The organism is Celeribacter marinus (genome assembly GCF_001308265.1).
Lineage (GTDB): Bacteria > Pseudomonadota > Alphaproteobacteria > Rhodobacterales > Rhodobacteraceae > Celeribacter > Celeribacter marinus.
This window is the reverse complement of record NZ_CP012023.1, coordinates 68,777-93,395: the sequence shown is the minus strand read 5'-3', so window position 1 is coordinate 93,395 and position 24,619 is coordinate 68,777. Positions and strand designations below refer to the sequence as shown.

Here is a 24,619-nt window from a genome sequence, read left to right as displayed (position 1 = left end):
CATCTAGAAAGTTACGTTAACACTGCGGTTATGACAGCAGATTAACAGCGGATCCAAACCGTGGCGCATCCAAGAACATATTGGAAATACGAGCAATTTTTGTTGCCGCCCCCGAGTGAGCAAAGGGCTGAGATAAGAGTGCCCTAGCCATTAATGCGTTCTCGGTGCTTTGGGCAGACGGCGCTTGGCTGGGGTGATAAATCTGCACTCTAGTGTGATCGGCCGAATATGTTGCCGACGCATCAAGCTTATCTAGCGCAGGCAAACCTTGACTTGTCTGTCGAAGAGTCGGAGCCCCGAAAGGTGGCCGCGCAGCTGGCCGAAGCGCGTCTGCCAAAGACGTTGATGCCATTGAGCCAGAACCAGGGATATGTGTTATATTGAGTGGAAGCAAAGCAGCACCGCACATTTAAGTTGCATCGATGCTACATAATATTTTATTTTAGGTCTAGATATAACATTTTTGACAGTGTCGCTGGTAATATCCGAGTGTCGCACAACATTGCCAAAGGTGGTCACCAATCTTGATCAAGACACCCTCTCCCAAAAAGAAAAGAAAACCACACATTTGCAGACAATGTATGATTATACGCTATTTCCTTTTTGCGGCGGCAATTGGGATATTGTCTATTCCCTTTGCGGAAGAAAAGTTCCAACCACTACAAAACCTTTCCGCTTGGCATTTCGTTGCACTCATTTGGGGCCTCGGAATATTAGGTTTCTTCTTTAAATTACTCGTGGACCGACCAGACGAATGAATATGCGGGGCCGAGCATGACTCAGCCCCAAATCATTCAACGCGTCAGCTTTTCGACCATGTCAGAATTAGCCTGCAAAACTCTCGCAGACCCGCTGAATTGTTGTTGTGCACGGATCATCACCGTCATTTCTTGGGTGATATCTACGTTTGATCCCTCCAAGGCACCGGTTTGAATTGTGCCAAAACCACTTTGCCCGCCAACGCCAAAAATAGGATCCCCCGACTGAGAAGATTGGGCAAATCGCGCGGAACCAACGTTTCGCAAACCGCCTTGGTTGGAGAAGTTCACAACAGCCAGCTGACCAGATTCCACAACCGTCTTGTTGCCGTAAGTCGCAGAAATTAAACCATCAGAACCAACTTCCAGCTGGCTCATGTTTTCTCCTTCGAGAGAAAACGGAATTTGGATTGTTTCTAAAGTGCTTCCTTCCTCACCACCAACAAGGCCGCGCACGAAAGATCCGTCTGCCGAGCGTAAGAAGCCCTCTTTATCTAACGAAAACTCACCATTCCGAGTAAAAAGCATGCCCTCAGAAGCTCCCCCGGTTTCGTCAGGGGGAGAAATGGCGAACAAGCCAGGGCCAACCAAAGCCATATTCAAAGCCCCAGCTCGAGTCAAAACTGTTCCCTGACCGTCGTTGCGGCGCGTGTCCGAAATTGAGCTTCCAAAGCCCGTCGTGGTGCGGGCCACAGTATCAGGCGTGGCGGAGCCGTAGATATCAGCGAAAGATACGTCGCTCTTTTTGAAGCCCGTTGAGCCCGAGTTTGCGATGTTGTTGGAAACGACTGCAATTTCATGCATCGCGGTTGCCATGCCAGTTCTGATAATCCCGTACATATTCTTCCTCGCTCGGTTAAAGTCTCATGTGTTTTGCAGGAAGCGTGCCAAACTAATAATATAATAATCACTAGTGATATTATCATTTTATATATTAAGCTGACTAACTAAGGACGCGGGATATATTATGAACTATTCTCAAGCCATCAAGCACAACAAGATCGTATCAACCTATGCGAGTGCCAGTTTCGGCGCGGTGATCGGGGCCATTGTCGCCATAGCCGCCGCCGCATTTGTAAATAGTGTAAAATACTTTGCCGAGCTGCGCAAAACCTTCAGCGGTAACTTTCTAACACTTGAGAGGGTATCAATTGATCTCACCTTAACAGGTTTCATCACCGGAGCAGCGATCTTGATATTGCTGATAAGAAGGGTTTTTGACATCCCACGCTGGTATGGTCCAGCCGACACGATCTACGCCGCCCATCAAGATGTCGAGCCCTTAGATTTGCGCGCAGGACTTGCCTCAACACTTGTAGCTTTGATCTCCGCCTGTGGTGCGGCGTCGGTTGGGCAATATGGACCGTTGGTGCACTTTGGGGCCACCGCCGGAGCAGGACTGAAAAAGCTGTTCTTTGTGCCTATGAGCAGCAATGTTGTCATTGGATGCGGTGTTGCAGCGGCTATCTCAGCAGGCTTTAATGCCCCCATCGCTGGAATTATCTTCGCCCATGAAGCTGTGCTGCGGCACTTTTCTCCAAAGGCGATGGCCCCAATCGCAACAAGCGCAATCGTAGCGGCTGCGATGGTCAATTATGTCTTCCAATTGCCGCACCCCCTCACGCTTCGCGGAGAAGCGCCCGCTTTGATCGAAGCGTTTCTGCCTATCATCTTGGCAAGCGTTATGTTTGGCTTAGTTGCCGTAATATTCATGATCAGCTTGCGAAAATTTGCCGTCATCAACAAAAACTGGGGGCTCAAACCCTATCAATCCTTAAGCATTGCCGTCTGTGCCGTGGTCATCATCGGCTCTTTCGTTCCAAACGCGTTGGGCCTTGGAACAGATGCCTTGGTGTCATTGCTCAACACGCCCCAAGACCTGAGCTTTATCGCAACTTTACTCTTGGCCAAGATTATTCTTACAAGCATTTGCTTGGGCTTTGGGTTTTTTGGTGGCGTTTTCTCGCCTGCCTTGCTGGTCGGCGCGGCATCAGGTGCCCTTCTAGCTAAAGCCTTTGAGCCGGTCGTGGCCAGCAGTTTGACAGCGGCCCTCACCCTTGCGGGCATGGCTTCAGTGGCGGCTTGTGTCGTTGGCGCCCCGTTGGCAACAGTCTTTATCGTTTTGGAGCTGACCCTATCCTATGAATTCACCCTAATTACACTGCTGGCCGTCATAGTAAGCCAAGTGGTTTCCTCAAATATTTTTGGCCATTCGTTTTTTGATCGTCAACTTATGGACCGCGGGATTGATTTACGGTTTGGCCGCAACCAGCTCAGCCTCAATCAAACCACAGTGGCTGGCTATGCCACCTGTGATTACATCGCGACCCCGACAAATGGCACCGCACAAGAGGTTATGACAGAGTTACGTAAAAAAGCGCAAACAGAGGCATATTGCTTAACGTATGACGGCAATTTTGTGGGAAAAATCACAATCAATCAATTGCTGGACGCTCCACCTGAAAAACCCGTCTCCGCGTTTCTTGATCGCTCTCCACTCACGCTCAATGAAACCCACTCGATGCATGAGGCCATCGAAATTGCGTCCTCTTTTGTGGGCGAAAGCATCCCAGTTGTTTCAAAAGAGACAGGCAAGATGCTGGGGGTGCTCACAGAGGCGGATCTCTTTGCCGCATATCTAAAGATACAAGACAACATTCGGGCAGTAGAGCGTTAAGGCACACCTACGGCAAGCGCCCGACGAAAGACCTCAACATTCTGCCACTTTGCGTGCAACACACCTCTTGTCTGTAAGCGGTCGGTCAGCGCTGTACTGCCCTGCCACACAAAAAACTCCGTGCTCGGTGCGTCGGGGCCCAAAGCGTCAATAAGGCTCTGATAAGCGGCTGTAATCGCATCAATTTGTGAGACTGGCGGCAATAATGTGCCACTATTATCTGCGCTAAGTCCAACAACAAGTTGCGATGTCGCCGCGCCAGAAAAACCCAAAAAACCAGAGCTGGCGTAGAGCGACTGAGCGGTTGTTGGTGCTTCAGGCGGCTGTTTTTGTAACACACGATGAGCCGTCTGAAACCCCTTATAATAGCGAACTCCGCGCGCCTCATCCGGTGAGTGGTAGTGTTTCACCGCTTCAACCCAAGAACCATGACGCTCATAAAGCTCTGTCAGATAGGCGGCCGCATATTTTATGTTTTTGACAGGGTCGATCATCTCTTCGAGCGAACCAAAGGTATGGCCGTGCCAATAGTGATTGATCTGCATACAGCCAACATCAATGTTGGTGCGCCCTTTTACCGTGGCTGTCTTGAGATAAGCCAAGGCTTCAGCCTTGCTCTCAAAATAGAGTCCCTTGCCAGAGTGGTTTAACGTCCAGGGCCAAGCGCGGCGTTTGCCGTCGTGCTGGCGGCCCGCCTCAATCCGCGAAATGGCGGGAAGATAACCATCAGGAAGTTGAGCCAAACGCCCCACTTCGGCAGCCATCGCCTCGCAATCAGGCTCAGAGGCCTGCGCAGCGAATGTTAAAGCGCACGAGACTATGACAGAAAGCCAGAATTTCATCGGATCAGATCAAACAGGCTTTGTTGCCCGACTTTGGCAAAGACTTGCCGTAGAGCATCACGGTTGACCAATAGGCTTTGTAATTCAGTCACGACAGAAGTCAGATCGGCATCTTCTATGCCGGATAGAGTTTCCGTAATCATCATCTCTTGCCGTGCGAGCATATCAGACTGAATTTCGGCTGTAGCGGCAAAGGCGCCCACTTGCGCGCGGGCAGAGGCCATGTGCACGATCACGCTGTCTAAACCTGCCACAGATGTTTTGAGCGCGTTGTCTTGATCCACCAACACCACAGGCTCCCCAAGAATAGTGTCACCCACAATTTGTTGCACGGTGATCTGGCGGCTTGGCACTGACTCTGCGCCATCAATATCATCGGCCTGAAACCCAGATATTGTAAACGCCTCGCCGTCGCTGCTTTTCAATCTGATGGTATTTCCATCCTCTGAAACTTGGGCGCTTACGCCCGTAGCGGAAGTTTGCGCATTGATGGCTTCAATCATGGGACGCATCGTCCCCGATACCATCGTCACTGTGATATCGGCCGCACCAAGACTCCCCTCAAGGCGCAGAGTTTGGGGCCGTGGTGAACGGCCAATTTCAAAACTAAGCCTTGCGCCGTCGGGGGACAGCACTTTCACACTGGTTTCGCGATCGGCCATCACCTTCAGCGATGTTTCAAACTCTGCAACAATATCAAAAACCGACTTTGGCCCCTGCTCTGTTTGAATGCGCATGAAGCTTGCAGCGCCATCAAGCCCTGTCGCCAGGCTCAGCGATTGCGAGACAGGTAGACTGTGCATTCCGGTGTCACCGAGGTAGCTGACCTGGCCATCTAAACTCATGGCAAACGGGGCAGTATTCGTCATATAGCCGCCAAAAAGCGCTTGCCCCTGCGCATCTTTGGTGTTGGCCAAACCAACCAAAAAGGCCTTATGCTGTGTCACTTCTTTGCGAATTGATAGCCGATCCACATCATTAAGGGTGTCATTTGAAGCCTGAATAGAAAGCTCTTTCAAGCGCGTCATAACGGTTTGCACCTGGCCCAATGCAACGTCGGTTTCGCTCAAACGTGTGTCAATCCGGTTCATATTGCCGCGAAACCGCGCCAACCCAGCCTCAAGCTCTTTGGCGGCCGAAAGCTTGGCGGTTGCAACAGGGTCTGTTGAGGGTTTTATCGGCTTCTTCCCCGAGGCAACCTGCTCTTGCAGGCCACTCAATTGCTCTGACAGGCGGCCAAGATTGGCGATTGTCTGTTCATTGAACATCTTGGTGCTAATCGTCATGTTAACGGCCTTTCATCAAATCGAATTCATAAGAGTGTCCAGCAACTCTTTGGCTGTGCTCAAGACCCGTGCGAGCGCTTGATAGGCTTGCTGCTGCTCCAAAAGCCTGGCGGCCTCGGTATCAAGATTGACCCCAGAAAACTCTGACTCTAATTCGCGCGCAGCATCTCTCACAGCTTCAGCAGACTCCGCAGCAATGGTCCCCGCTTTCACTTTCGCGCCCATGTCAGTGATCAGCGCACTAAAGCTTGTGGCAAACCCGCCCTGCCCCGTTTGTTTGTTAAGAGACTGCAAGGCCAGGATCTGAGAAATATTGCGCCCATCACCCGCACCTCGGGTATTTGCAGCAATTGTAAAGCTATCACCCGTGGCCACATCGCCATTGAGCAACAAATCTAGGCCCGCCACATTTATCCGGCCGGTTTCGTCAACATAGCGTGTCGCAATGGAATGCCCGCTAATGGTGTCAATGATTTCCAAGCGTCCACTCAAGGCATCGCTCACAAGAACTTCCAGTGGACGGTTCAGGCCAGTTTGAACAGGCTGATCTGCCTCTTCAAACTGTGCCGACAAGCGACGAGCGCCATCTCCTGTTAGAATAACAATGAGTTCCTCAGCTGGTAGGTTTTCAAGCGACAGATGCTCCGAAATGAGGCTGTCAGCAGTGCCAGTGACATCAACCGCCGTAGAATCTGCCGTGCTCAGGCGCAAGCCTGCTTCTGTCACCAAAATCTGGTTGGGGGTTGTTGTGAAGCCAAGCGTCCGCGCGCCGTCGCTGGCAATAATTCTGAAGCTCTCAAGGGTATCCGCACCAGAGCGTGTGATTTGGAATTGATAGCTGCCATCCTCACCCACAACAATGTCAGCCAACGTATTGCTAGGCAACGCTACGTCGCTTGTCACCGAAACGGCGCCAGAGCTGTCTTCTGTGACGCTCACTTCAAAATATGCGTTTGCAATTTCAAGCGTCAGAGTAACGGGCGTTTCGCTTAATTTATCGGCGGCAAAAGCCCGACCTGTCATAACTTCCTGACGCGCGCTTTCAGATAGGCCAAACGCAGCCATTGAGGCTTCACTGGCGCTTGACGATACGCTGAGCATCTGCCCGGTTTCCATGCCGCGATGAGCACTCACAACCAGCTCTAGGTTCTCGTTGAAGCCTGCACTCAAACGACCCGCCTCAGGCCCGCTGACAAGAATTTCGCCATCATCCATCGTCAGAATGTAATCTTGCGTTCCCAAGCTGAGTGTGATGCTGGCCCCTGTTTGCGGCAATGTGCTGGAGTCAGAAAAACCGGCGCCAGTTAAGGTTGGCACAGGCGTCATTCCTCGCAATTGGGCAGCCATGGCTGCAGCAACTGCCCCGCTTGAAAACTCTGAAAAATCTTTGGCCTCTACAACAGCCTCAAGGCGCGCCGCTGATCCATCCGTCTCCAAGCTGACGCTGAAGTTCAACGCCGCAGCGCTCGCCAAACTGCCATCTGGACGGGCCTCGTTGCCATCAATCCCCTCGGTGGTTTGAAAACTCAGTTCTTGCCAACTGCCCGCTTGATCCACCACTCGGGTGATCAAGCCGCCTTCAAAGCTATCAGCAAGGCTGGATTTGGTTCCGCCAGTGCCCGTCAGCGAAAATTTTGCACTCGCCGTAAGCGTGACTTCGCCACCAAAACGCGCAAAACTCGCAGCATCATCCCCAAGTGAAACAGAGGTGTCCAACCGTGGGTGGCCCGCCTTGCCAACAGGCATAGCCTTTAGAGCCTCACCGCTTGTTGAGATATTTCCTAAAACAATGTCTGCGCCCGTATTGTTCAGCAATACGAATTTGTCCCTTGAGGATGAAACATACGCTGTTACGCCTGTTTCATGTGTTTGTGCATTGATCAACACAGCTAAGTCAGACACATCACCGTCACTCACGTAGCCCTCAATATCAATGGCTTGAGTGTTGTCTCCCGTCAGAGAAAATCGCACGATACCATCTGGAATCTCGCTGAGCTCGACACGGGTTTGAGCCGTTGCCGTAACGCCAAGATCTCCGCGTAATGCGTTGATTTCAGAAGCGATGTAATCGGCCATCACGCCTTGTGGTATTTCAATTTCAGCGGCGGCATCGCTGCTCACTGACAAAAATAGGGTTTGAGCTGGGGTTTGCACGCTGAGCGGCATAACACTGTCGGTCACGACTGGCGGAACGAACCCCTCACCAGAAAACCGCAGGCTTTGCGTGCCAACAGGGGTTTTCCGGCTCACACTCATGTTTTGCAAGCCGCCCTCAGCGACACCATTCAGATAATCTGCCCGGTATTCCGCCGTCTCCAAAAAGCCATTGGCCGGCGTAAGATATTGCATCACATCAGCATCACTCAAAGGCGTGCCTGCAATCTGGCGTCCCTCACGGGTAAACACCTGAATCTGGGAGCCAGTATCATTGCCCAGCGAGACGCTTCCCGTGATTTTTGCATCGGCTTGAAGAGAGGCCGCCGTTAAGGACGCCTGCGCACTGGCCAACGAAAGCAAGCCACTTTCCCCGGCTGCAAACACACCCAAATCAGCCAAGCTTAATCCCGCGCCTGTTGTGATGGTGCCGGCGTTCAGCATCTGTGCCAAATTGGCCATATCAATATCAGCTTCTGAGACAATGCGTTCCTTAAACGCGGTTGTTTCAAAGCTGTGCTCGGTGCCATCAAGTGTGAGCGTCAGCTCAGTTAGGCTGGTTTGCTGCTCATCAGAGAGACTAAACGTGACGTTGTCCTGGGTTTTGAGTGAGAAGAGCTCCAGACTGCTCACGGAAGCAGGGATGACCCCAGCAAAGCCATCAGAGCGCAGACGTGTCGCTGCGGCAACGCCGTCATCATTGGGCAGAGACGCCATCAAACTTTCAAACCCCGACGCCACATAAGGAGTAAAGGCCTGCGCTGTTAGGGTTGCCGAGCCTTGGTTGTCTAGGCCCTCGCTGGTCAAAAGCTGCCCGGCGGCCGCAAACTCTTCTGGGCGCGTCAAAAGAAACGCCATATTCTCCGCTTTACCACGCGATACTGAAAAAAACAGCGTGTCTCCATCAGCCGCCTGCCCGCTTATGCTGACATCAAGCCCTTGATATACAAATCCGTTTTTGCCTGTCGCCACAACGGTACCATCGGCTTGTGCACCACTCCAAAGCGCGCGCGATTTATCATAGACAATCTCAAGTTCAATATCGGCTTCAGGCAGCTCACCAACAGCGCTCACATACGAAGTGATTGCACCCAAATTTGTCGCAGAAGGGGTGAGCGTATAGCTATCGAGACTATACAAATCTTTGCCCGCATCGCCATCAAGTGTGATACCGCCTTGATGCACCGAGTTCAAATCTCTGCTGACCTTGCGCGCCAAGGCGTCCAGATCGCGGGTGGTTTGACTGACCGCTTCATAAGCGGCAATCAAGCCCGCCAAACCGCCCGAAGTGAGCTGTTGGGTCTGGGTTTGGGCCCCGCCCATCCCTGCATAAACATTGATCTGACCATCACGAACAGTCACAGCCAGCTGGCCAGCCGCCTTACTCTCAACCAGAATGGGGCCGTTACCTGTTGCGCCAAGCGTGAGCCGCGCATCACCGCGCACGTTGTAATCGGCTGACAGCCCTACATAATCAGCAATCGCAGAAATAGACTTGTCCCTTTGATCCAGCAGCGCGTTTGATGCCTTGCCACTGCCCCCCGCAGAAATAAGCTGTGCCTGAATATCGGCGAGGCCTGATAACTCAGTGTTGAGCGCTTCGACATTGTTGCGGACTTCGCTCTCGATAGCGGTCTGAAAGCTTTGCAAAGAGCGCGCAAGTGACTGGAACGCAGAGGCCAATGAGCGGCCCTGCTCTAAAGCAACAACCCGACCTGCTGTGTCACCGGGGGCTCGAGCAATTGAACTGATGCCATCAAAAAACTCATTGATTGAAAATGTAAGATCATAATCTTCAGGCAGCAGTACTGTTTCAAGCGTATCAAGCGCGCCTTTGTATGAATCGGCCCTGGCAAAATCAGAGGCCGTATCTCGAGCGCGCCCAACAATGAAACTATCAAATGCCCTACTGATGTCGGACACCCGAACCCCCAGACCCGCCTGATCTGAGACACTCAGAATATCGCCTTGGGTGGCGGATATTTCCTCCATCGAGGCTTCGCGGCGACGATATCCCTCAGTGTTGAGGTTCGCTATATTCTGCCCCGTGACGCTCAGCGCCTTGCGGTAGGCCTGAATGCCGCTGCTGCCAATGTCAAAAAGCCCAGCCATCTTTACTTGGCCTCTTTGGGCAAGCCGCGCCCAAGCTGTTCAACCATTGCGTCAGCGATCCCCAAGTTTAACCCACCTGAGCTAGCGCGGGCCACTTCGACATCCAGCAGACCTTGGAATGTTTTGCCAGCTTCGGAGGATAACATCCCCTCGGCCAATTCACCTGCGCGCCCTTGCTTAAGGAATTCAGCCAAGAAAGCAGCCTCAAATTCCTTGGCAACCCCTTGCAATTGCTCACGTTGGCTCTTGCTTGTGTCAACAGTTGTTCTGTTCCACGCCGCCGAGCTGCCCGTTGAACTGCGATGTTGCATCAGCGCAGCCGACGTCATGGAGCTGTTCAGAGAGTCCCCCATGCCACCCCCTAAATCACAACAAGTTCAGCGCGCAATGCGCCCGCTTCGCGCAAGGCTTCTAGAATGGCCACAAGGTCTGATGCGGATGCACCGACGGCATTGATGGCGTCTACCAATGACGACAAGGACACGCCTGTGTCAAAAATAAAGGCACGCGCCGGCTCGGCTTCAACATCAATTTCTGTGTCGGGTGTCACCACGGGTTCATTGTCTGCAACAATTGTCTGATCACCATTTGTGACAACCGTCTGCCCCTGATCAACATTAAAATCCTCGTTGACCCGCACGGTCATTGAGCCATGTGTTACCGCTGCAGGTGTGACACGCACATTGCCACCAATCACAACGGTGCCGGTGCGCGAATTGATGATCACGCGGGCGGGCGGCTCGGCTTGCGTCACTTCAACGTTCTCAAGTAACGAAACAAACGATACCCGCTGACTTGGGTCTTGGGGCGCACGGACCCGTATGGAGTTAGCATCAAGTGGCACAGCCACATCGGGGCCAAATATCCCGTTGATGGCCTCTGCAGTGTTTGTTGCTGTCGTAAAATCTCCTTTGTGTAAGTTTAGCACAAGATGTGGGGTTTCCAGAAACGAGCTGGGCACCATTCGCTCAACCGAGGCGCCACGCGGAACGCGCCCCACGGTCGGAACATTCACCACCAGCGAGGATTGATCCGCACCCTGAACCCCTAAACCGCCAACAACAAGGTTGCCTTGTGCAATGGCATAGGTCTCACCATCGGCGCCCAAGAGAGGCGTCATCAGCAATGTGCCGCCCCGCAACGAACTCGCTCCGCCCATGGTAGATGCGGTGATATCCAGCGTCTGCCCCGGCTTTAAGAAAGGTGGAAGCTCTGCAGTTACCATAACAGCGGCAGCATTTTTTGCATTCAGCCCTGAAACTTCCGTGACAAGACCAAAGCGTGAGACCATGGCCTGCATCGACTGCAACGTCAGCCCCGAGCTGCCATCACCCGTGCCCGCAAGACCAACCACAATACCATAGCCGACAAGTTGATTAGAGCGCACCCCAGCGACACTGGCAATGTCTTTGATACGTTCGCCCATGGCAGCTTGCGATAGAAAAGCCGTCATCAAAAAGGCTGTAAATAGAGGTTTGATACAATGCGGCAGGGCCATTTTTTTATCCACTGTCAATAGGGTGAAAGAGTTGTAGCAGCGCGCTGTAACCAACCGACCTTGCCTGTATCGGCCACATCACCCGCTCCGATATATTTGATTTCGGCGTTGGCAATTCGATCTGATAAGACAACATTTTTTGACGAAATGTCTTCTGGGCGCACGATACCGCGCACACGGATATACTCATCTCCGTTGTTCAGCGTGAGCTTCTTTTGCCCCAAAATCTCTAGGTTTCCACCCTCATACACGCGCGCAACTGTGACTGACATCTGCCCCGTCAAACTGTTTGATTGCGCCGCAGAGCCAGACCCCGTGAAGGATTGCGTGGTGCCCGTGCGGAGCCCGTTCTCCAGCTTCTCAAGTCCAAGCACACTCGGCAAGCTCATCTCAAAACTCGCAGCCTTGCCATTTGCTGCATTCTGCGATTTCGTGGCTTGAAAACGCTCAGAGAACGAAACCGTCAAGATGTCTCCGACACGGCTTGCCCGCCTGTCCGTTGCAAACAGGCCTGCTTGAGAGGGATTGTAAATCGCACCCGAGGCAAAACCCGTCTGAATTTGGAGCGCAGGTTGCGGCATGACCGGGCTGTATTGAAGGCTATTTTGCTCTTCAACAAAGGTTGTGCCACAGCCTGCTAGCGCCATAGCACCAAACGCCAAACAGACAATCTTTGAGCTTACCATCAGATCACTCCTTACAGATTGTTCGAGAGATAACGCATCATCTCATCTACAGATGAGATCGATTTTGAGCTGACCTCATAGGCGCGTTGGGTTTCAATCATATCAACAAGTTGTTGAACAACATTCACATTTGACCCCTCAAGATATCCCTGCACAAGCTTGCCAAAGCCTCCATTGAGAGGCGCCCCTTCGATGGGGGCTCCACTGGCAGGTGTTTCAACGGCGAATGTTTCACCTACGGGCTGAAGCCCCCGTGGGTTGGCAAAATTGGCCAGCGTCAATTGTCCAACTTCTTGCGGCTGGGTCTCGCCAGCAAGCTTGACAGACACAATACCGTCCGCCGACACGTTGATTTCACTCACATTGTCAGGAATCCCAATTTCAGGCTGGAGCACATAGCCGCTTGATGTGGTTAACGTACCGTCGCCATTGCGTGAAAATGTCCCGTTGCGGGTATAACCCATGCGCCCATCCGGCATCAGAACTTGGAAAAAGCCTGAGCCATCAATCGCAAGATCAAGCGAATTATCTGTACTGATGAGGCTGCCTTGAGAATATAGCTTCTGGGTGTTCACCATGTTCACACCCGTGCCCACCGTAGAAGACGACGTCAGCATATTGCCATCAGCTGTCTGAGCACCGCCAGAGCGAATGGTCTGATAGAGAAGGCTTTCAAAATTCGCGCGGTCACGCTTAAAGCCCGTTGTGTTCACATTTGCCAGGTTGTTGGCAATGACCTGCATCTTTGTTTGTTGAGCATTCAGGCCCGTTTTGGCCACATGCATTGCACTTGAAGACATTTTCTTACTCCTACATCAGAGACTCGTCTCCTTGTTGCAAGAGCCATGCCAAGCCAGTGTCAGTTTTGTGGCAATCTCATCAATTCGGCGCCGCCACGGTCAATATCCTCGGCCATTTTGATAAACTTGACCCCAATCTCAAATTGCCGTTGCGCATCAAGCGAGAGCACAAGCTCTTCCACTGGATCAACGTTTGAGGCCTCAAGCGCGCCCTGCACCAGTGTCACCTGCTGATCAACGTCCGGCACAGTGCCATCAAAACGACGAATTTGCCCATCAGCCCCTTTGGTCAACACCTCACCTCTTGCCGATGTTGTGCCAAGCACACCAACAGCCTGAAACTGCCCCGCCGGACCATCCATAGGGGATACAGAAATCTCACCATTCTCAGTGATTTGAAATTCGCTAAAGGCAGGCATCTGCATAGGCTGCAAGCCTTCATCAAGCATAAGCTCCTGCGCCCCGTTCATCAAAAACCCTTCCGCATTGATTGAAAAATCACCGCGGCGCGACAAAGCTATCTCACCTTGCTTTGGTTGAACGAAGAAATACCCCTCAGACATGATAGCAACGTCCGTTTGGGCACCCAATTGGCGCAACGCACCCTGTTTGTCGGAAAATCCCGCCTTGCCAGTTTCAAGGTTCATGACCCGTGCAGAGGCCGTATTCATCGCCTCAATAAACCCCGATCCGCCCTCATTGGGCAGATCTTTACGAAAACCAGGGATATCGACACTGCTCAAGTTTTGGGCCGTGGTTTGGCGAATATCATGCAGGTTTTTAAGCGAGTTCAGCGCCGTGTGGATCATCCTGTCCATATCAGTGTCTTTCTAAATCAACGTTACATCCGAATGTTAATGATGGTTTGCGTCAAGCTCGTTGTTGTCTCAATTGCTTTGGCAGAGGCCTGATAATTCCGTTGCGCCGTGATCAAGTTCACCAGTTCTTCGGTGATATCGACGTTTGAGCGCTCAAGCGAACCTGATAGAATGTTGCCAAATCCCTCGGCCCCGGCCTCGCCCACTTGCGGCGTGCCAGAAACAGCGGTTTCAACATATGTTGCGTTCCCAATTTGCTTCAAACCATTTTGGTTGTTGAAGTTTGCCACAACAATTTTACCAAGCGGGTTGTTTTGCCCGTTGGTATAGTTCGCACGAATGGTTCCCGAGCTGTCGATTTCCAAACCATCCAAACGACCCGATGTGAAACCGTCTTGCTCGACGGATAGAACAGAGAATGGCTGGGCAAACTGACTGGATGTTGAGTAATCAATATCCAATGAAATCGAGAAGCCTTCAGCCTGCTGTTCATAGCGCACATTGTTTTTCGGGCTGACAAGCTTACCTGTTTTATCAAAGGTCAGCTCTCCCTCATCAATGTAAAGCGGGAAATAACCATCCACCATTTCTGCCGGCGGCGTTGTCACAACATTGCCTTCAGGGTCCACGTAAAGCGCGATGCCATCGGCATTGGTGGCTTGGACCAAATTAAAGATTTTTGGCACGGACCCAACGCCCAAAGGAACCTCATCTAGGCCCAAGCGCGCGGCGCCCTTTACCTTAATCGTAGAGCCATCGCCTGTTGTGCCCGTTTGGAACACAAAACCGTTGTCGACAGTTGAGTAACGGACTGTAACGCCACCAACTGTTTGGCCCGTGACAGGATCAGAAATTTGGTTGATCCGCTCTTCAAGTGCCGTCGCCAGAGTCGTGCCAACGTAGTTGCCTGGTGGGATATCAATGATACCCGCGATGCCGTTGACCGAGACGTTGAAGCGGTTTTCGCCATTGTTGGACGTCAACCGGAACACCTCCGTCAAGTCGCCCTGTGCCGCACGACCTGTTGCAACTGCAGGTTGCGCAGCGAGGCCACGCCCCTCTTGGAAGCTGAAGTCCTGCTTGGACGCGCCAAAGCCAAAGAGTGCGTTTTCGCCACCGCCAATAATACGGCTGTCCAGATCAATGCTTTCGCTCAAATCTGCGCTGCCATCACCACTGGTCGAAATAATGCGTCGACCAATCTGAATGTTTGACGCTTTCTGATCAGTTGCCACTCCGAGAGCGCCGTTTGCGTCAATGTTTTCGCCTGTCGTGCCGCTCGCCACGGTGAAAGATTTGGTGTCGCCATTGTAGCTCACCGAAACGCCATACCGCTTGTCGTTGAGTTGCACTTCCTCACCATCCGCAATGAAAGGCTCAGTGGATAGAATTTCGCCGCCACGAATAAGCACTTGCTCAGCGTTGCCACCCGCAGGAATGCCAAGGCCGTTGGTGCTGTCGGCATCAGACGCGCCATAAACGGTGAAGGCGTTGAAGTTACTGCCTGTGCCAGTGCCCAAAACCGTGCGATCAACATTAAATTGCAGACGCTGATTTGTTTCGTCATAGGCAATTTTGATCGGCGGGTTATTTTCATCAACCCAAGCCACCTTGCTGCTGACGCCATTGGAAATAGTCGCCACGCTGACAGCACCAAGATCATCCGCCAGCGCATTCGCCGTCACAATAAGATCAGAGCCTGTTGTTGAAAACGTAACACCTGTAATTGCCGTTGCAGGCAAGCCGTTAAGCGTTGCCACAACCGCCGCCATGTCATCATGATCAAGCGCTCGAAAATCAGCACTGATTGTTTTGTCGCCAATGCTGATGTTGTTGAATTTTTCGCTGAAGGCCGCCAAGCCCAAAGACAAGGTATGCGTCTCCGCAGTCGCAACACTTACCACCCCCAAATCCGTGTTAACGGCATTTGCAGTCACAACCAAGTCAGACCCCGTGGTGGAAAAGGTGACCCCTGCGGCGGTCGCGGCAGGCAGCGCATTCAGCGTTGTTACAACCGCAGCCATATCCGCATGGTCAAGCTTGCGCAGATCCGCTGTGATGCTGTCACTGCCAATGTTGATGGTGGTCAGCCGCTTGTCAAACGCCGTAAGCCCGAGAGCAAGCGTATGCACCTCCGCAGTCGTAGAGTCTGCGGCTGTCGTCTCAGTTGCGACCACAGCTGCGGCATTTGAAGCGACAGTCTCAGTGGCCACAACAGGCGTGCCTGAGGCGGGCAGCCCCAGCTTGGCAAGCGACACACCCGTCGTGTCGATCAAAGTGCTCCCGAATATAATGGCTTCATTCAGCGATTTTTCGTCTGATGCACGCATCGCGGCTTCACCCGTTTCGCGCACCACAATCCGCTTTGAATTAAACGTTTCAAAACCGCCTGCAATTGTGGAAGTTGCCCCTTCAAAAAAGGCTTCCAGATCCTGTGAAGGCTCATAGAGGATAGAAATATTGTCGCTGTCCAAATTGAACCCGGCTTCAGGAAGATTGAGCCCGCTGGTGTCAATGCGCAGCATCCGATAGTTATCAGTCGCTACATTTTCAAATATACGAAGCTCACGACCATTGAGATGGTTTTGGAAATCAGCATCTGTCGAAGCCCCCACAAGACGAATTGAGGACGACGTCGGCGTTCCAAAATCATTTGGCACATATACCGTCAGAGTGTTCTGGGTGTTATCATAGACAACAGCATTGCCATCCGCATGGATAGCTCCGTCCGCATCAACTTCCAACAGCTCTGCTTTTTGATCATAGACTGACAAGCTGGGGCGCTTCCCATAATAGGAGTGGGCCAAATAACGATCCTGGGACACGGTATCGCCAGCGTCCGTGTCTTGTGTATGCGTTATTGTGATAACCTCTGGCTGGTCATAGGGGCCATCCATAGCCGCACCAATGCTGCGCACAAAAAGGCGGCCTTCAACACCAAGCGTTGCAGCCCCGGTGCCGAGGGAGCCATCGGGGTCATAGATATAGTCGTTCAGCTCATCAACAAGGCGAGCTTGGGTGTGAGCCAAGAACTCCTCGCGCGTAAAATCAGGAGAAGCACCCTCAACATCCATACCCATTAACGTTGAAACAGAGCTGTCTTGGAGCAAATCGATTTCGATTTTGTTGTCGCCCAACCCTTGCAGTGTACCATCGGCTGATAACTTAAAGAGATCAATTGTCAGTTTATCATCAACGTTCTGGAAAATCTGGATCTTCTTATCGTCGCCATAGGCCTCGTTAATCGCCCGCTCCACTTCGGAGGCGAGTTGCTCGGCATTGTATTTCCCGGGACGCAGGTTAATCGAAACAGGCGCATCGCCGTCGTCTACGTTGACAGTCAAAAAGTCTTTGCCCCAGTAAATGTCACTGTCCGCATTACCCGCTTCTCGCGTCGCTTTAAACAATAAGGGGTCTGTTACAATCTCGACAAGTTTGTCGCCTTCTTCACCAAAGTCAAAGCTACTCTGCTCACCCTGGAGCGTCGCGGGTTGAGACTTGACCTGTTGGTTCAAGTCATCCATTTTGTAGAGCGGCGCACCCTTCCCCTCGAGGAAGTAGTTGTCATCAGGAACCGCGGTCGTCTGTGCGCCAAAGCGGTCAATAAAAAGCTGCTTTCCCGTGTCATCAACAGCGCTCACAAGGTCAGGGTCAATGATCGTATCATTGATGACCAAACGTGTGTCGTATTTGTTTGTAGGGTCTTCGGCAGAAGCGTTTTGTGTCTTGATGAAGTAAATCGTGGCAATTGTCGGATTTCCCAAATCATCGAAGATGGTGATCGAAGTCGAGTTTGTGTAGCTGTTCGCATCACTCGGATCAAACTGGTAGCCATCAGCAAATTGCTCAAGGTCGGTCACGACAGGCGCATCGGCGGGTACGTTCACGCCCAAGTCGATTTTGCCTGTCGCTTTTGGCTCGCCCGAGGTGACAGGAAGCTGCAAAGGCACGGCACTGTCGAGGTCTTTCGCTGTAACCGAGCCGTCAAGGTTGACAGGATATGTCATCAGATACTGGCCCGCACTGTCGACCACATAGCGGTCGTTATCCACGTTAAACGAGCCGTTGCGAGTGTAGACCGTTTGAGTAGAGGTGAGAGAGGGCTTCAAAGCAAAAAAGCCCTGCCCCGAAATAGCAAGGTCAAGCGCGTTGAGCGAGGAGGCAATGTTGCCCTGCGTGAACTGCTGCTTGATCCCTTTGAGGATCGTGCCCGAACCGATTGAAGAGGAGGCATTCTGCAAAGGTGAGGTTGCGAAGATATCGCCAAATTCAGCGCGACTTCTCTTAAAACCCGTTGTCCCAACGTTGGCAATGTTGTTGGATGTTGCCGAAATATCGGCCTGCGCGCCGTTAAGGCCAGTCAATGCGGTGTAAAATGACATATGTTACCCTCTCCTCTCGTGTTTTGGGCAAAACTCGGCCCTCAAGTATTTTGTGCCTTAGCGGATGCGGCTCACCGAACCTGCATCAATCGTGCCATAATCTTCGACATCAAGCATTGGGCTGTCAGAAACATCGCCATAGGACGAAGCAGAAAGCACCCGCGCGTAAATTGACGGACCCATTGTCTCCATGCCCTTGCCCGTGTTAGCAGCGATATCGACTTTGATTTTTCTATTACCCTCTCGCAATTCAGTCGGGATATTTGTCCAGCTAAACCCAGCCAGGCCTGTGCCTTGTGGCCCTAGATCTTCACTGTGAAGCAACTCGCCAGTTGAGGCATCGCTAAAGGATACGCGAGAGGCGCTTGCTGCCTGGGGTAGCTCGAAAACACCATGAATTTCACCGTTGTCATTGGGCCGCGCGATCGCGCCTGGCACAAGCACCGAGTGGCCCAGCAAAGTGGAGGCGGTCGCGATCCGCGTTTGTTGCATCTCACCTGAAAGAGTTTTAAGGTTTGTGTTAATTTCTTCAATCCCAGAAACTGTCGAAAACTGCGCCATCTGTGCAATAAAGTCCCCATTCTCCATTGGCGCGAACGGATCTTGGTTTTGCAACTGGGCGGTCATGAGTTGCAAAAAATCATCTTGGCCAAGCTTGTCACCGCTTGCACGTTCTGTCGCCGACTTCTGGGTGTTGATACCCAATTTGTCGAAAATGGCTTGCTGCGCCGCTGCGCCCGTTGAGTCTACAGTTGACATGGTGTTTCCTTTGCTTAGCGGCCCATGTTGACTGTGCGCATCATTAATGAGCGCAAGGTCGACACGACTTCCAAATTGTTTTGGTATTGGCGCGACGCTTCCAGCATCTCCACCATTTCTTCTTCAATATTGACGGCAGCGCCCCACACATAGCCTTCCTCATCCGCCTTGGGGTGATCGGGTTGATAGACTTTGTTTGGCTCACGGTCAGCAGTCACGATACCCCGCACATTAACTGTCGATATTCCGTTTTCACTTACTTTGTTGGCATATTCAACTTCAAATAAAGGCTTGATCGCCTGATAGGCTTCTTCGCGACTGCCAGCAACGCTGCGGGCGTTGGCAATGTTGCTTGCAACCGTGTTTAGCCTAGTCATCTGCGACGACATCGCCCGGCTTGCGACGTCAAAAATGTTTTCAATACCTGACATTTATTCCCCCTTAATCGCAGACAAGAGCCCTGATACCTTACGGTTCAGGAAGGTGAGCGATGTTTGATATCGCACAACGTTTTCCGAAAACTGCATCTGCTCAACAGCAAGCTCGACGGTGTTCCCATCCAGAGATGGATTAACTGGATCACGATATTGCAACCGATCCGCATTCAGGTTTGAACCGCGAGAGACATGGCGCGAGTTTGTTGTCGCGAGTGGACCGTCAGGCATAGCTTTGGCTAGGGTTGCCTCAAAGTCAACATCGCGCGCCTTGAAGTGTGGGGTAGCCGCATTGGCAATGTTCGAGGCCAATATGTTATTGCGCTTTGAGCGCAGTGCAAGAGCATCGTCATGAATTCCAAAATGCTGTCTGATACCGTCCATTTGTATCTCGCCTATTTTAATTTTCTTGTTAAAATCACCAATCTTGGAGCGATATTTGCAAGTTGAATGCCAAACCAACCAACACGAGACAAAAATATGTCAAAATATTCTCAATCACCTAAAGTAACAGTCTCAGGCCTCGCTGCTCTATCTGCACAAATGAAGCGTCTCAGGCTGAAGTTTTTAAAATCGGTAAAGTCAGAAAGCCTTGATCAAGCCTTGGAAACGCTACGGCTTAACTTGACAAAGGAAAAAGATGAGACCGCACGGCTTGGGTCATTGGCTGCGCAAACCTGGCTTATTCGACAGCGGTTGTTGAACATTGCCTCTGATGACGTTCCACAAGTGGCAGATTGTCTTGAGGTGCTAGAGCCAGCGCGCTCAAAGCTCAACTTTGTGCCAAAGACACCCACACAAGAACAAACGGACGCGACAGATGTGGCCAATGCCTCCGCAGATCAAGCTTGGGAGACCGTCAAAATATTAGAGGAAACTGTTGTCAACGGTATGCGTTTTTTTAAGGACTTCGTGGTTAAAGTAAATGCAGAGGATGCACAGAAACTGGTGCACGCCAAAAAAGCAGAGATCGTCACCGAAGACGCGGCTGAAAGCGAGGCCAAAAAAGCCACGGCCAAAGACAAGCAAAACACCAAAGAGGCCCCGTCTAAAGACGAGGCCAACTCAGATAACCAGGATAAAAAATGATAAAATGGTTATATGGAGCAATTTGCGCACTTGTGTTTGCTGGGCTGGTCACAATTTTGGGGAGTGGCGCCTTCACACGGTTTGAGCACAAAACATTCCTTTGCTCAAATACGCTGATTGGCCCCTTTGAACTCATAATCAACAAAGCGACATTGGGGTCTGACGTTCAACTGTCACAACCAAACGGCAACAGCAGACTTCGCATCACCTCCGTAATAGACAACGTCATCATAGCTGAAGCCGATACACTGCGCTTTGAAGTTGATATTGAAAACAGTTTGGTGAGTGTCCAGCAAATGGCCAACCTAAGCACCTCAAAATGCGAAACAACAAATTTCTCAATGTAACTCGGGCCTGCTTTGTCGATATTCGTCTGGTCTGGTTAACAGACACAAGCGGTTTCGCGGGCAAAAAAATCCCTGCAAGTTAAATTCGTCGGTACGCCGCGCTCTATCGTCAAGTGATGAGTCACTTCTGGGGGCTCCAACGAAAGCAGGTTACCTCTGGAAAGAGCCACGCGCGCATTAGCTTGGTCGAGCTCGCGCGAAAGACGCCCCATACTCCGCGACCCGGCCTCGCCAACGCCCTCCAACTCGGCGCGCACTTGCCGCCCGCCAGTCGCGGACAGACGGACGGATACCTGTTTGGTAGTCATAGAGTATGTCATCCTTGCAAATCTATGCTTTACGTCTTACGTTTAGATTATCGATGCGTTAAAGGTACAAACATGACCGAAACAGCAACACTTTCTTCAAAATTCCAAATATCGATTCCTAAGGCGATCCGTACTTCGCAACACTGGGAAGCGGGCCTAATCTTTGCGTTCATCCCAAAGGGGCAAGGCGTTCTGTTGGTTCCCGTTCCAGAGCGCGACGCCCTTAAGGGCATCGCAGCGGGGGCAAGAGCCTCAGATTATCGTGATCACTCGGATCGGTACTGATGATCCTTGTTGATACCTCTGCCTGGATTGAATGGCTGATTGGTTCACCCATAGCAGACCGGATATCGGAGCATCTGCCAGGTCAGGATACCTGGTTGGTCCCGAGTATGGTGCAACTTGAGTTGGCTAAATGGCTAACGCGTGAAGTGGGAGAAGACAAAGCAGATCAGGCCATTGCCTTTACTCAGGTCTGTCAGGTTGTCCCTCTCGATACAGAGATTGCTTTGGCAGCGGCAGAGGCCTGCCGCATACATCGGCTGGCCACAGCTGACGCAGTTATTTTTGCAACAGCACAAGCACATGGTGCCGAGCTATTGACCTGTGATGCACATTTTGAAGGGCTGCCTTCCGTGCTCTATATTCCAAAAATTCAGTGAGCTTATGCCCTATCTAATCGCATGACCCTCAATCAAGGCTGTTGGCCTCTAAGCACATCTCGTCACTGATGTTACGCACCATCACCGCCTCAATGGGCGGCAACAGCTCCGCTGTGATCAGAGGCGAAAGTCCAAGAGCCGCCCCGAGATGGAGTGCCGCACCCATATCCCAGCCAAGGACAGCGCCACCGCTCATGCCACCAGCAACGCGTATCTGGCCACCAAGCCGTTGGACGAGATCCCAGACCTGCCAGCCCTCGAGTGTTAGCGGTTTGTGAAGGCTGCGTGGGCAGTCCGGACATACAGAAGGGCATGCCACGCAATAGTCACCGCCCCCGCCGAACTCCCAGTCGGCGAGAGCGGTCAGGCGTTTTTTTCCGCATCCAGTATCAGCGCGCCTGCGATGTATGTGGTCTGGAACGCCTCAAAGATCGGCCAGAGTTCCAGAAGCGCATCGATGCCTTCTGGGGTCAGTGGCAGCGGTTTGCCGTCCTCGTCTCCGACGCCCTCCCAATCCTTTACGACGATGCGGGCCACAGCTTTGGCCACGATACGGGCGAGATCATCATTGGAGGCGCTGGTTTCCGCATCGCTTGCAGCGGCGATGATCGCCGGATCGCTCCGTGCGGCTAACATGATCGCTGTGGTGAGCGGCTCCACCAGCAGGCGGACGCCATGGCCGAGGTCGAGCCACCGCGGTTCCGTAGACAGGTTCAATCGTAGCATCAGTACTCCTCGCGGTTGTTGGTTAGGGTGACAGTGCACATCCGGTCTGCAATCGGATCGCTCGCCGCCTGCCAGTCAAAGGTGGCCTGTACACCCTGCGGGCCTGAGATCTCGATCCGGGGACGTGGCAGATAGACGGCATGCGCGGTGACGGTGAGGCTTTCGCCCGTTGGCAGCATATAAGAAAACGCGAGCTCGCAAGCGTCTCCGTTGATCGCCTGCGTTACAAGCGTCTGATCGGCAAAGCGGACAACCACGTTGCCGGTGAGTGCGGCAATGGACGGGTCCGCGCCATCGATCTTGCCATCGGCCCGGATCGTCTCGATGCGATCTAGATTGTTGGCATAGGTCAGATCGGCAGAGACGACATTACCTATATTGGCACCGTTGCGCGTGATCGCGCCGTTAAAGTGGCCGAAGCGTTTCAGCGCGATCGTGGTTGGTGTGCCTACGGCGGTACTGGTGGCGACTTCCTCGCCCTGCGCCACGATGCTGGCTGTTGCGGTCAGCAGACCAGAGCGCGCTATCTGCCAATTGAGGCTGTCCACCATGCAGCCGGAATACATCGCATAGCGCGGCACCTCTGGCATGCCGGTCTCGACCGAGAAGGATGGAAGCGCCCAATTTCCGGACCGGAACTCGTGCGTGTATGGCGCCTCCGCGCCGGTGGTCGTGGGTGCCCCAAATACAGCCTTCAGCCAGAAGCCAAAGGCCTCAACATCAATCGGGATCACCACATTGCCATCCGCTGTCACCGCATCTTTGATTGGCGCCTGCGGATCGCGGCCATAGCCCAAGAGCTCTGAAGTTTGCAGGGGTTGCTCGGCCCCGAGCGATGTACTGGCGAAGGGCATCTTCGTGTAGGCGCCTGTTGGCGGCGTGCCATAAGTCGTCTCAAACGCAAACGCCATCTGCGCCCGCGCCCCTTGGGCTCGTGCCATAAACTGTCCTTTCTGCGGATGTGACCTTCCACGCAATTGTCTTGACGTTTTGTGATTTATTGATTGACTTAAGCTTGGGGGAAAAACCGATGTCTATTTTTGCAAAACAAAATGAAGCCAAAAAACCTAAAACACTGGAAGTTATTGACGATGACCCATCAGGTAAACCGTCAAGACCACCACTACCAGGTGAGACGCCCGCTCCTGAGCGGGACAGGCGTCAAAAGTCTGTCATTCAATCAGACCTTGTGATCACAGGTAACCTCACCACAACAGGTATTCTTGAGTTTTGCGGCCAAATCACAGGTGATCTCAGTGCCGATACACTTTTTGTAACCGAAGACGGGCGCATAAATGGCAAAGTCAGCACAAAGCACATCACAGTCAGCGGCACACTCACTGGTAACTTGGTGGCTGAGGATGCAACGTTTAAAAGCAAAAGTGCGACCAAAGCAGATATCCAATGTGAACGCGTTTCTGTTGAAGCTGGCGCCATGATTGATGGCCATATGACGTGCAGGCCGAAACGCTCCACTCAAGATTAAAGAAATCATCGCATTATATAAAAAATCTGCTAGCCTTCACTTGCTAATGTCTGGGGGCAAGGAGCAGAGATCTAAACCATTGGGACTTGATTTTAAAAAACCAAAGGGCAGAAAGAGTAGCCTTAAACCGTCAATTTTCATGATCCTCGTTATCGTGGGTCTCACCCTACTTGTTTTTATTTTAAATCTCCTGAGCAGCTATATCCCCGTCTAAACCAAATCGTGCATTTGACTTGTTCGTGCCTCGTCACCGAGGCAATCACAAAAGGCAGCTGCTTAAAGTCTTCCAATCAGAAAGTCATTCTAAGCTGTTGGCCGCTGTATAGTGTAGTACAACAACTACGATGGCAGCTTTTAGACTTGCGCCGCCCTCAACTGGAAGATCGACAGGCTCAGGCGCTTCAGGCTCGATCCAGTCGCAAAGCCCTCCAAGAGTTCGATCCACCGCAATCACGGCCCCGATTTGTCCGATTATAGCGTCAAGGAGAGCGTTTCGATCAGTCGATGATTGCACGATCACCTCGAGTTCGGCCTGATGTTGAAAGTGATAGGTCAACGGAGACAAGGTCACGCTTGGCTCTCCTGGATTTCCATCGCGCAGGATCATGAGCCCCGCCGGCGGAATGCGTTCCGGCAGAACTTCTCCGCGTAAAACAGCCATATGCGGGATCGTGCTAAGCAGACCCGTCAAAGCGCTTAGGATGGTTTCGCGGGTGGTGGGCATTGAGTTCTTCCCAAGGGATAGCTATGTCAATGAGCATACTGGCGGAGGTGATCGCTCCCGTTATAGGAGGA

At 52.2% G+C, this 24,619-nt stretch carries 22 protein-coding genes; 5 read left to right on the top strand and 17 right to left on the bottom strand.

Annotation, left to right across the window (positions count from 1 at the left end; translation table 11 throughout):
* Positions 1-794 precede the first annotated feature (794 nt).
* Positions 795-1,598, bottom strand: coding sequence for a flagellar hook-basal body protein (locus IMCC12053_RS00495; RefSeq protein WP_062214707.1), 804 nt, complete (start codon positions 1,596-1,598; stop codon positions 795-797).
* Between the two features lie 196 nt (positions 1,599-1,794).
* Between IMCC12053_RS00495 and IMCC12053_RS00490 the strand changes: the two genes are divergently transcribed.
* Positions 1,795-3,435, top strand: a complete 1,641-nt coding sequence (locus IMCC12053_RS00490; RefSeq protein ID WP_169775294.1) for a chloride channel protein — start codon at positions 1,795-1,797, stop codon at positions 3,433-3,435.
* Here the strand turns inward: IMCC12053_RS00490 and IMCC12053_RS00485 are convergent.
* The 12 genes from IMCC12053_RS00485 to flgB all read right to left on the bottom strand — a co-directional run bounded on the left by IMCC12053_RS00485 (position 3,432) and on the right by flgB (position 19,590).
* Entirely contained in the window at positions 3,432-4,199 is a 768-nt protein-coding gene (locus tag IMCC12053_RS00485; RefSeq protein WP_169775293.1) for a transglycosylase SLT domain-containing protein, read from the bottom strand. The two genes, IMCC12053_RS00490 and IMCC12053_RS00485, sit on opposite strands and share 4 nt — an antisense overlap.
* Before the next feature lie 74 nt (positions 4,200-4,273).
* Positions 4,274-5,545: a flagellar hook-associated protein FlgL gene (flgL, locus tag IMCC12053_RS00480; protein WP_236852630.1), complete on the bottom strand. Its 1,272-nt coding sequence runs from the start codon at positions 5,543-5,545 to the stop codon at positions 4,274-4,276.
* Positions 5,546-5,578: 33 nt separating this feature from the next.
* Positions 5,579-9,829 carry a flagellar hook-associated protein FlgK gene (flgK, locus tag IMCC12053_RS00475; RefSeq protein ID WP_062214699.1) on the bottom strand — a complete coding sequence of 1,417 codons (4,251 nt, stop codon included), beginning with the start codon at positions 9,827-9,829 and terminating at the stop codon, positions 5,579-5,581.
* Positions 9,830-9,831: 2 nt separating this feature from the next.
* Complete coding sequence (locus IMCC12053_RS00470; protein WP_082388986.1) at positions 9,832-10,182, bottom strand: rod-binding protein; 351 nt, start codon at positions 10,180-10,182, stop codon at positions 9,832-9,834.
* An 8-nt stretch (positions 10,183-10,190) separates the two neighbouring features.
* Entirely contained in the window at positions 10,191-11,282 is a 1,092-nt protein-coding gene (locus IMCC12053_RS00465; protein ID WP_082389112.1) for a flagellar basal body P-ring protein FlgI, read from the bottom strand.
* 59 nt (positions 11,283-11,341) lie between these two features.
* Positions 11,342-12,013 (bottom strand): flagellar basal body L-ring protein FlgH, encoded by a 672-nt coding sequence (locus tag IMCC12053_RS00460; RefSeq protein ID WP_082388985.1) that lies wholly within the window; start codon positions 12,011-12,013, stop codon positions 11,342-11,344.
* Between the two features lie 11 nt (positions 12,014-12,024).
* Positions 12,025-12,813, bottom strand: a complete 789-nt coding sequence (flgG, locus tag IMCC12053_RS00455; RefSeq protein ID WP_062214695.1) for a flagellar basal-body rod protein FlgG — start codon at positions 12,811-12,813, stop codon at positions 12,025-12,027.
* 59 nt (positions 12,814-12,872) lie between these two features.
* Positions 12,873-13,631 (bottom strand): flagellar basal body rod C-terminal domain-containing protein, encoded by a 759-nt coding sequence (locus IMCC12053_RS00450; RefSeq protein ID WP_062214693.1) that lies wholly within the window; start codon positions 13,629-13,631, stop codon positions 12,873-12,875.
* A 23-nt stretch (positions 13,632-13,654) separates the two neighbouring features.
* Positions 13,655-18,013 carry a flagellar hook-basal body complex protein gene (locus IMCC12053_RS00445; RefSeq protein WP_062214691.1) on the bottom strand — a complete coding sequence of 1,453 codons (4,359 nt, stop codon included), beginning with the start codon at positions 18,011-18,013 and terminating at the stop codon, positions 13,655-13,657.
* Between the two features lie 57 nt (positions 18,014-18,070).
* The gene (locus IMCC12053_RS00440) at positions 18,071-18,718 is read right to left on the bottom strand and encodes a flagellar hook assembly protein FlgD (protein ID WP_236852479.1); all 648 of its coding nucleotides are present in this window, start codon (positions 18,716-18,718) and stop codon (positions 18,071-18,073) included.
* A 68-nt stretch (positions 18,719-18,786) separates the two neighbouring features.
* Positions 18,787-19,203, bottom strand: coding sequence for a flagellar basal body rod protein FlgC (gene flgC / locus IMCC12053_RS00435; RefSeq protein ID WP_062214687.1), 417 nt, complete (start codon positions 19,201-19,203; stop codon positions 18,787-18,789).
* On the bottom strand, positions 19,204-19,590 hold the full coding sequence (gene flgB, locus IMCC12053_RS00430; protein WP_062214685.1) for a flagellar basal body rod protein FlgB: 387 nt from the start codon (positions 19,588-19,590) through the stop codon (positions 19,204-19,206).
* 66 nt (positions 19,591-19,656) lie between these two features.
* Here flgB and IMCC12053_RS00425 point away from each other — a divergent pair, with 66 nt between their 5' ends.
* From IMCC12053_RS00425 to IMCC12053_RS00410, 3 genes are all read left to right on the top strand, one after another.
* A complete protein-coding gene (locus tag IMCC12053_RS00425; RefSeq protein WP_062214683.1) occupies positions 19,657-20,295 on the top strand; it encodes a hypothetical protein in 639 nt (212 codons plus the stop codon).
* Positions 20,292-20,642 (top strand): hypothetical protein, encoded by a 351-nt coding sequence (locus IMCC12053_RS00420; protein ID WP_062214681.1) that lies wholly within the window; start codon positions 20,292-20,294, stop codon positions 20,640-20,642. The genes IMCC12053_RS00425 and IMCC12053_RS00420 overlap by 4 nt, the downstream gene beginning before the upstream one ends.
* 592 nt (positions 20,643-21,234) lie before the next feature.
* Positions 21,235-21,612 carry a type II toxin-antitoxin system VapC family toxin gene (locus tag IMCC12053_RS00410; protein ID WP_062214677.1) on the top strand — a complete coding sequence of 126 codons (378 nt, stop codon included), beginning with the start codon at positions 21,235-21,237 and terminating at the stop codon, positions 21,610-21,612.
* A gap of 28 nt (positions 21,613-21,640) precedes the next feature.
* On the opposite strand, the gene IMCC12053_RS15900 is transcribed toward IMCC12053_RS00410, so the two are convergent.
* From IMCC12053_RS15900 to IMCC12053_RS00400, 3 genes are all read right to left on the bottom strand, one after another.
* Entirely contained in the window at positions 21,641-21,808 is a 168-nt protein-coding gene (locus tag IMCC12053_RS15900) for a DUF7697 family protein (protein ID WP_169775292.1), read from the bottom strand.
* Positions 21,809-21,975: 167 nt separating this feature from the next.
* Complete coding sequence (locus IMCC12053_RS00405; protein WP_062214675.1) at positions 21,976-22,338, bottom strand: hypothetical protein; 363 nt, start codon at positions 22,336-22,338, stop codon at positions 21,976-21,978.
* Positions 22,338-23,279: a phage tail tube protein gene (locus IMCC12053_RS00400; protein WP_062214673.1), complete on the bottom strand. Its 942-nt coding sequence runs from the start codon at positions 23,277-23,279 to the stop codon at positions 22,338-22,340. The genes IMCC12053_RS00405 and IMCC12053_RS00400 overlap by 1 nt, the downstream gene beginning before the upstream one ends.
* Before the next feature lie 89 nt (positions 23,280-23,368).
* Here IMCC12053_RS00400 and IMCC12053_RS00395 point away from each other — a divergent pair, with 89 nt between their 5' ends.
* Complete coding sequence (locus tag IMCC12053_RS00395) at positions 23,369-23,824, top strand: bactofilin family protein (protein ID WP_062214671.1); 456 nt, start codon at positions 23,369-23,371, stop codon at positions 23,822-23,824.
* A gap of 298 nt (positions 23,825-24,122) precedes the next feature.
* Here the strand turns inward: IMCC12053_RS00395 and IMCC12053_RS00390 are convergent, their stop codons facing one another.
* Entirely contained in the window at positions 24,123-24,548 is a 426-nt protein-coding gene (locus IMCC12053_RS00390) for a hypothetical protein (protein ID WP_062214669.1), read from the bottom strand.
* Positions 24,549-24,619 lie beyond the last annotated feature (71 nt).

Coding starts and splice junctions, on each gene's coding strand:
- IMCC12053_RS15900 (WP_169775292.1), bottom strand. CDS start 21,808: ATGAGCGGTGGCGCTGTCCTTGGCTGGGATATGGGTGCGGCACTCCAT.
- IMCC12053_RS00410 (WP_062214677.1), top strand. CDS start 21,235: ATGATCCTTGTTGATACCTCTGCCTGGATTGAATGGCTGATTGGTTCA.
- IMCC12053_RS00465 (WP_082389112.1), bottom strand. CDS start 11,282: ATGACGGCTTTTCTATCGCAAGCTGCCATGGGCGAACGTATCAAAGAC.
- IMCC12053_RS00450 (WP_062214693.1), bottom strand. CDS start 13,631: ATGGACAGGATGATCCACACGGCGCTGAACTCGCTTAAAAACCTGCAT.
- IMCC12053_RS00395 (WP_062214671.1), top strand. CDS start 23,369: ATGTCTATTTTTGCAAAACAAAATGAAGCCAAAAAACCTAAAACACTG.
- IMCC12053_RS00485 (WP_169775293.1), bottom strand. CDS start 4,199: ATGGCTGCCGAAGTGGGGCGTTTGGCTCAACTTCCTGATGGTTATCTT.
- IMCC12053_RS00445 (WP_062214691.1), bottom strand. CDS start 18,013: ATGTCATTTTACACCGCATTGACTGGCCTTAACGGCGCGCAGGCCGAT.
- IMCC12053_RS00470 (WP_082388986.1), bottom strand. CDS start 10,182: ATGGGGGACTCTCTGAACAGCTCCATGACGTCGGCTGCGCTGATGCAA.
- flgL (WP_236852630.1), bottom strand. CDS start 5,545: ATGTTCAATGAACAGACAATCGCCAATCTTGGCCGCCTGTCAGAGCAA.
- flgC (WP_062214687.1), bottom strand. CDS start 19,203: ATGTCAGGTATTGAAAACATTTTTGACGTCGCAAGCCGGGCGATGTCG.
- flgK (WP_062214699.1), bottom strand. CDS start 9,829: ATGGCTGGGCTTTTTGACATTGGCAGCAGCGGCATTCAGGCCTACCGC.
- IMCC12053_RS00425 (WP_062214683.1), top strand. CDS start 19,657: ATGCCAAACCAACCAACACGAGACAAAAATATGTCAAAATATTCTCAA.
- IMCC12053_RS00390 (WP_062214669.1), bottom strand. CDS start 24,548: ATGCCCACCACCCGCGAAACCATCCTAAGCGCTTTGACGGGTCTGCTT.
- IMCC12053_RS00460 (WP_082388985.1), bottom strand. CDS start 12,013: ATGGTAAGCTCAAAGATTGTCTGTTTGGCGTTTGGTGCTATGGCGCTA.
- IMCC12053_RS00400 (WP_062214673.1), bottom strand. CDS start 23,279: ATGGCACGAGCCCAAGGGGCGCGGGCGCAGATGGCGTTTGCGTTTGAG.
- flgG (WP_062214695.1), bottom strand. CDS start 12,813: ATGTCTTCAAGTGCAATGCATGTGGCCAAAACGGGCCTGAATGCTCAA.
- IMCC12053_RS00420 (WP_062214681.1), top strand. CDS start 20,292: ATGATAAAATGGTTATATGGAGCAATTTGCGCACTTGTGTTTGCTGGG.
- flgB (WP_062214685.1), bottom strand. CDS start 19,590: ATGGACGGTATCAGACAGCATTTTGGAATTCATGACGATGCTCTTGCA.
- IMCC12053_RS00405 (WP_062214675.1), bottom strand. CDS start 22,338: ATGCTACGATTGAACCTGTCTACGGAACCGCGGTGGCTCGACCTCGGC.
- IMCC12053_RS00495 (WP_062214707.1), bottom strand. CDS start 1,598: ATGTACGGGATTATCAGAACTGGCATGGCAACCGCGATGCATGAAATT.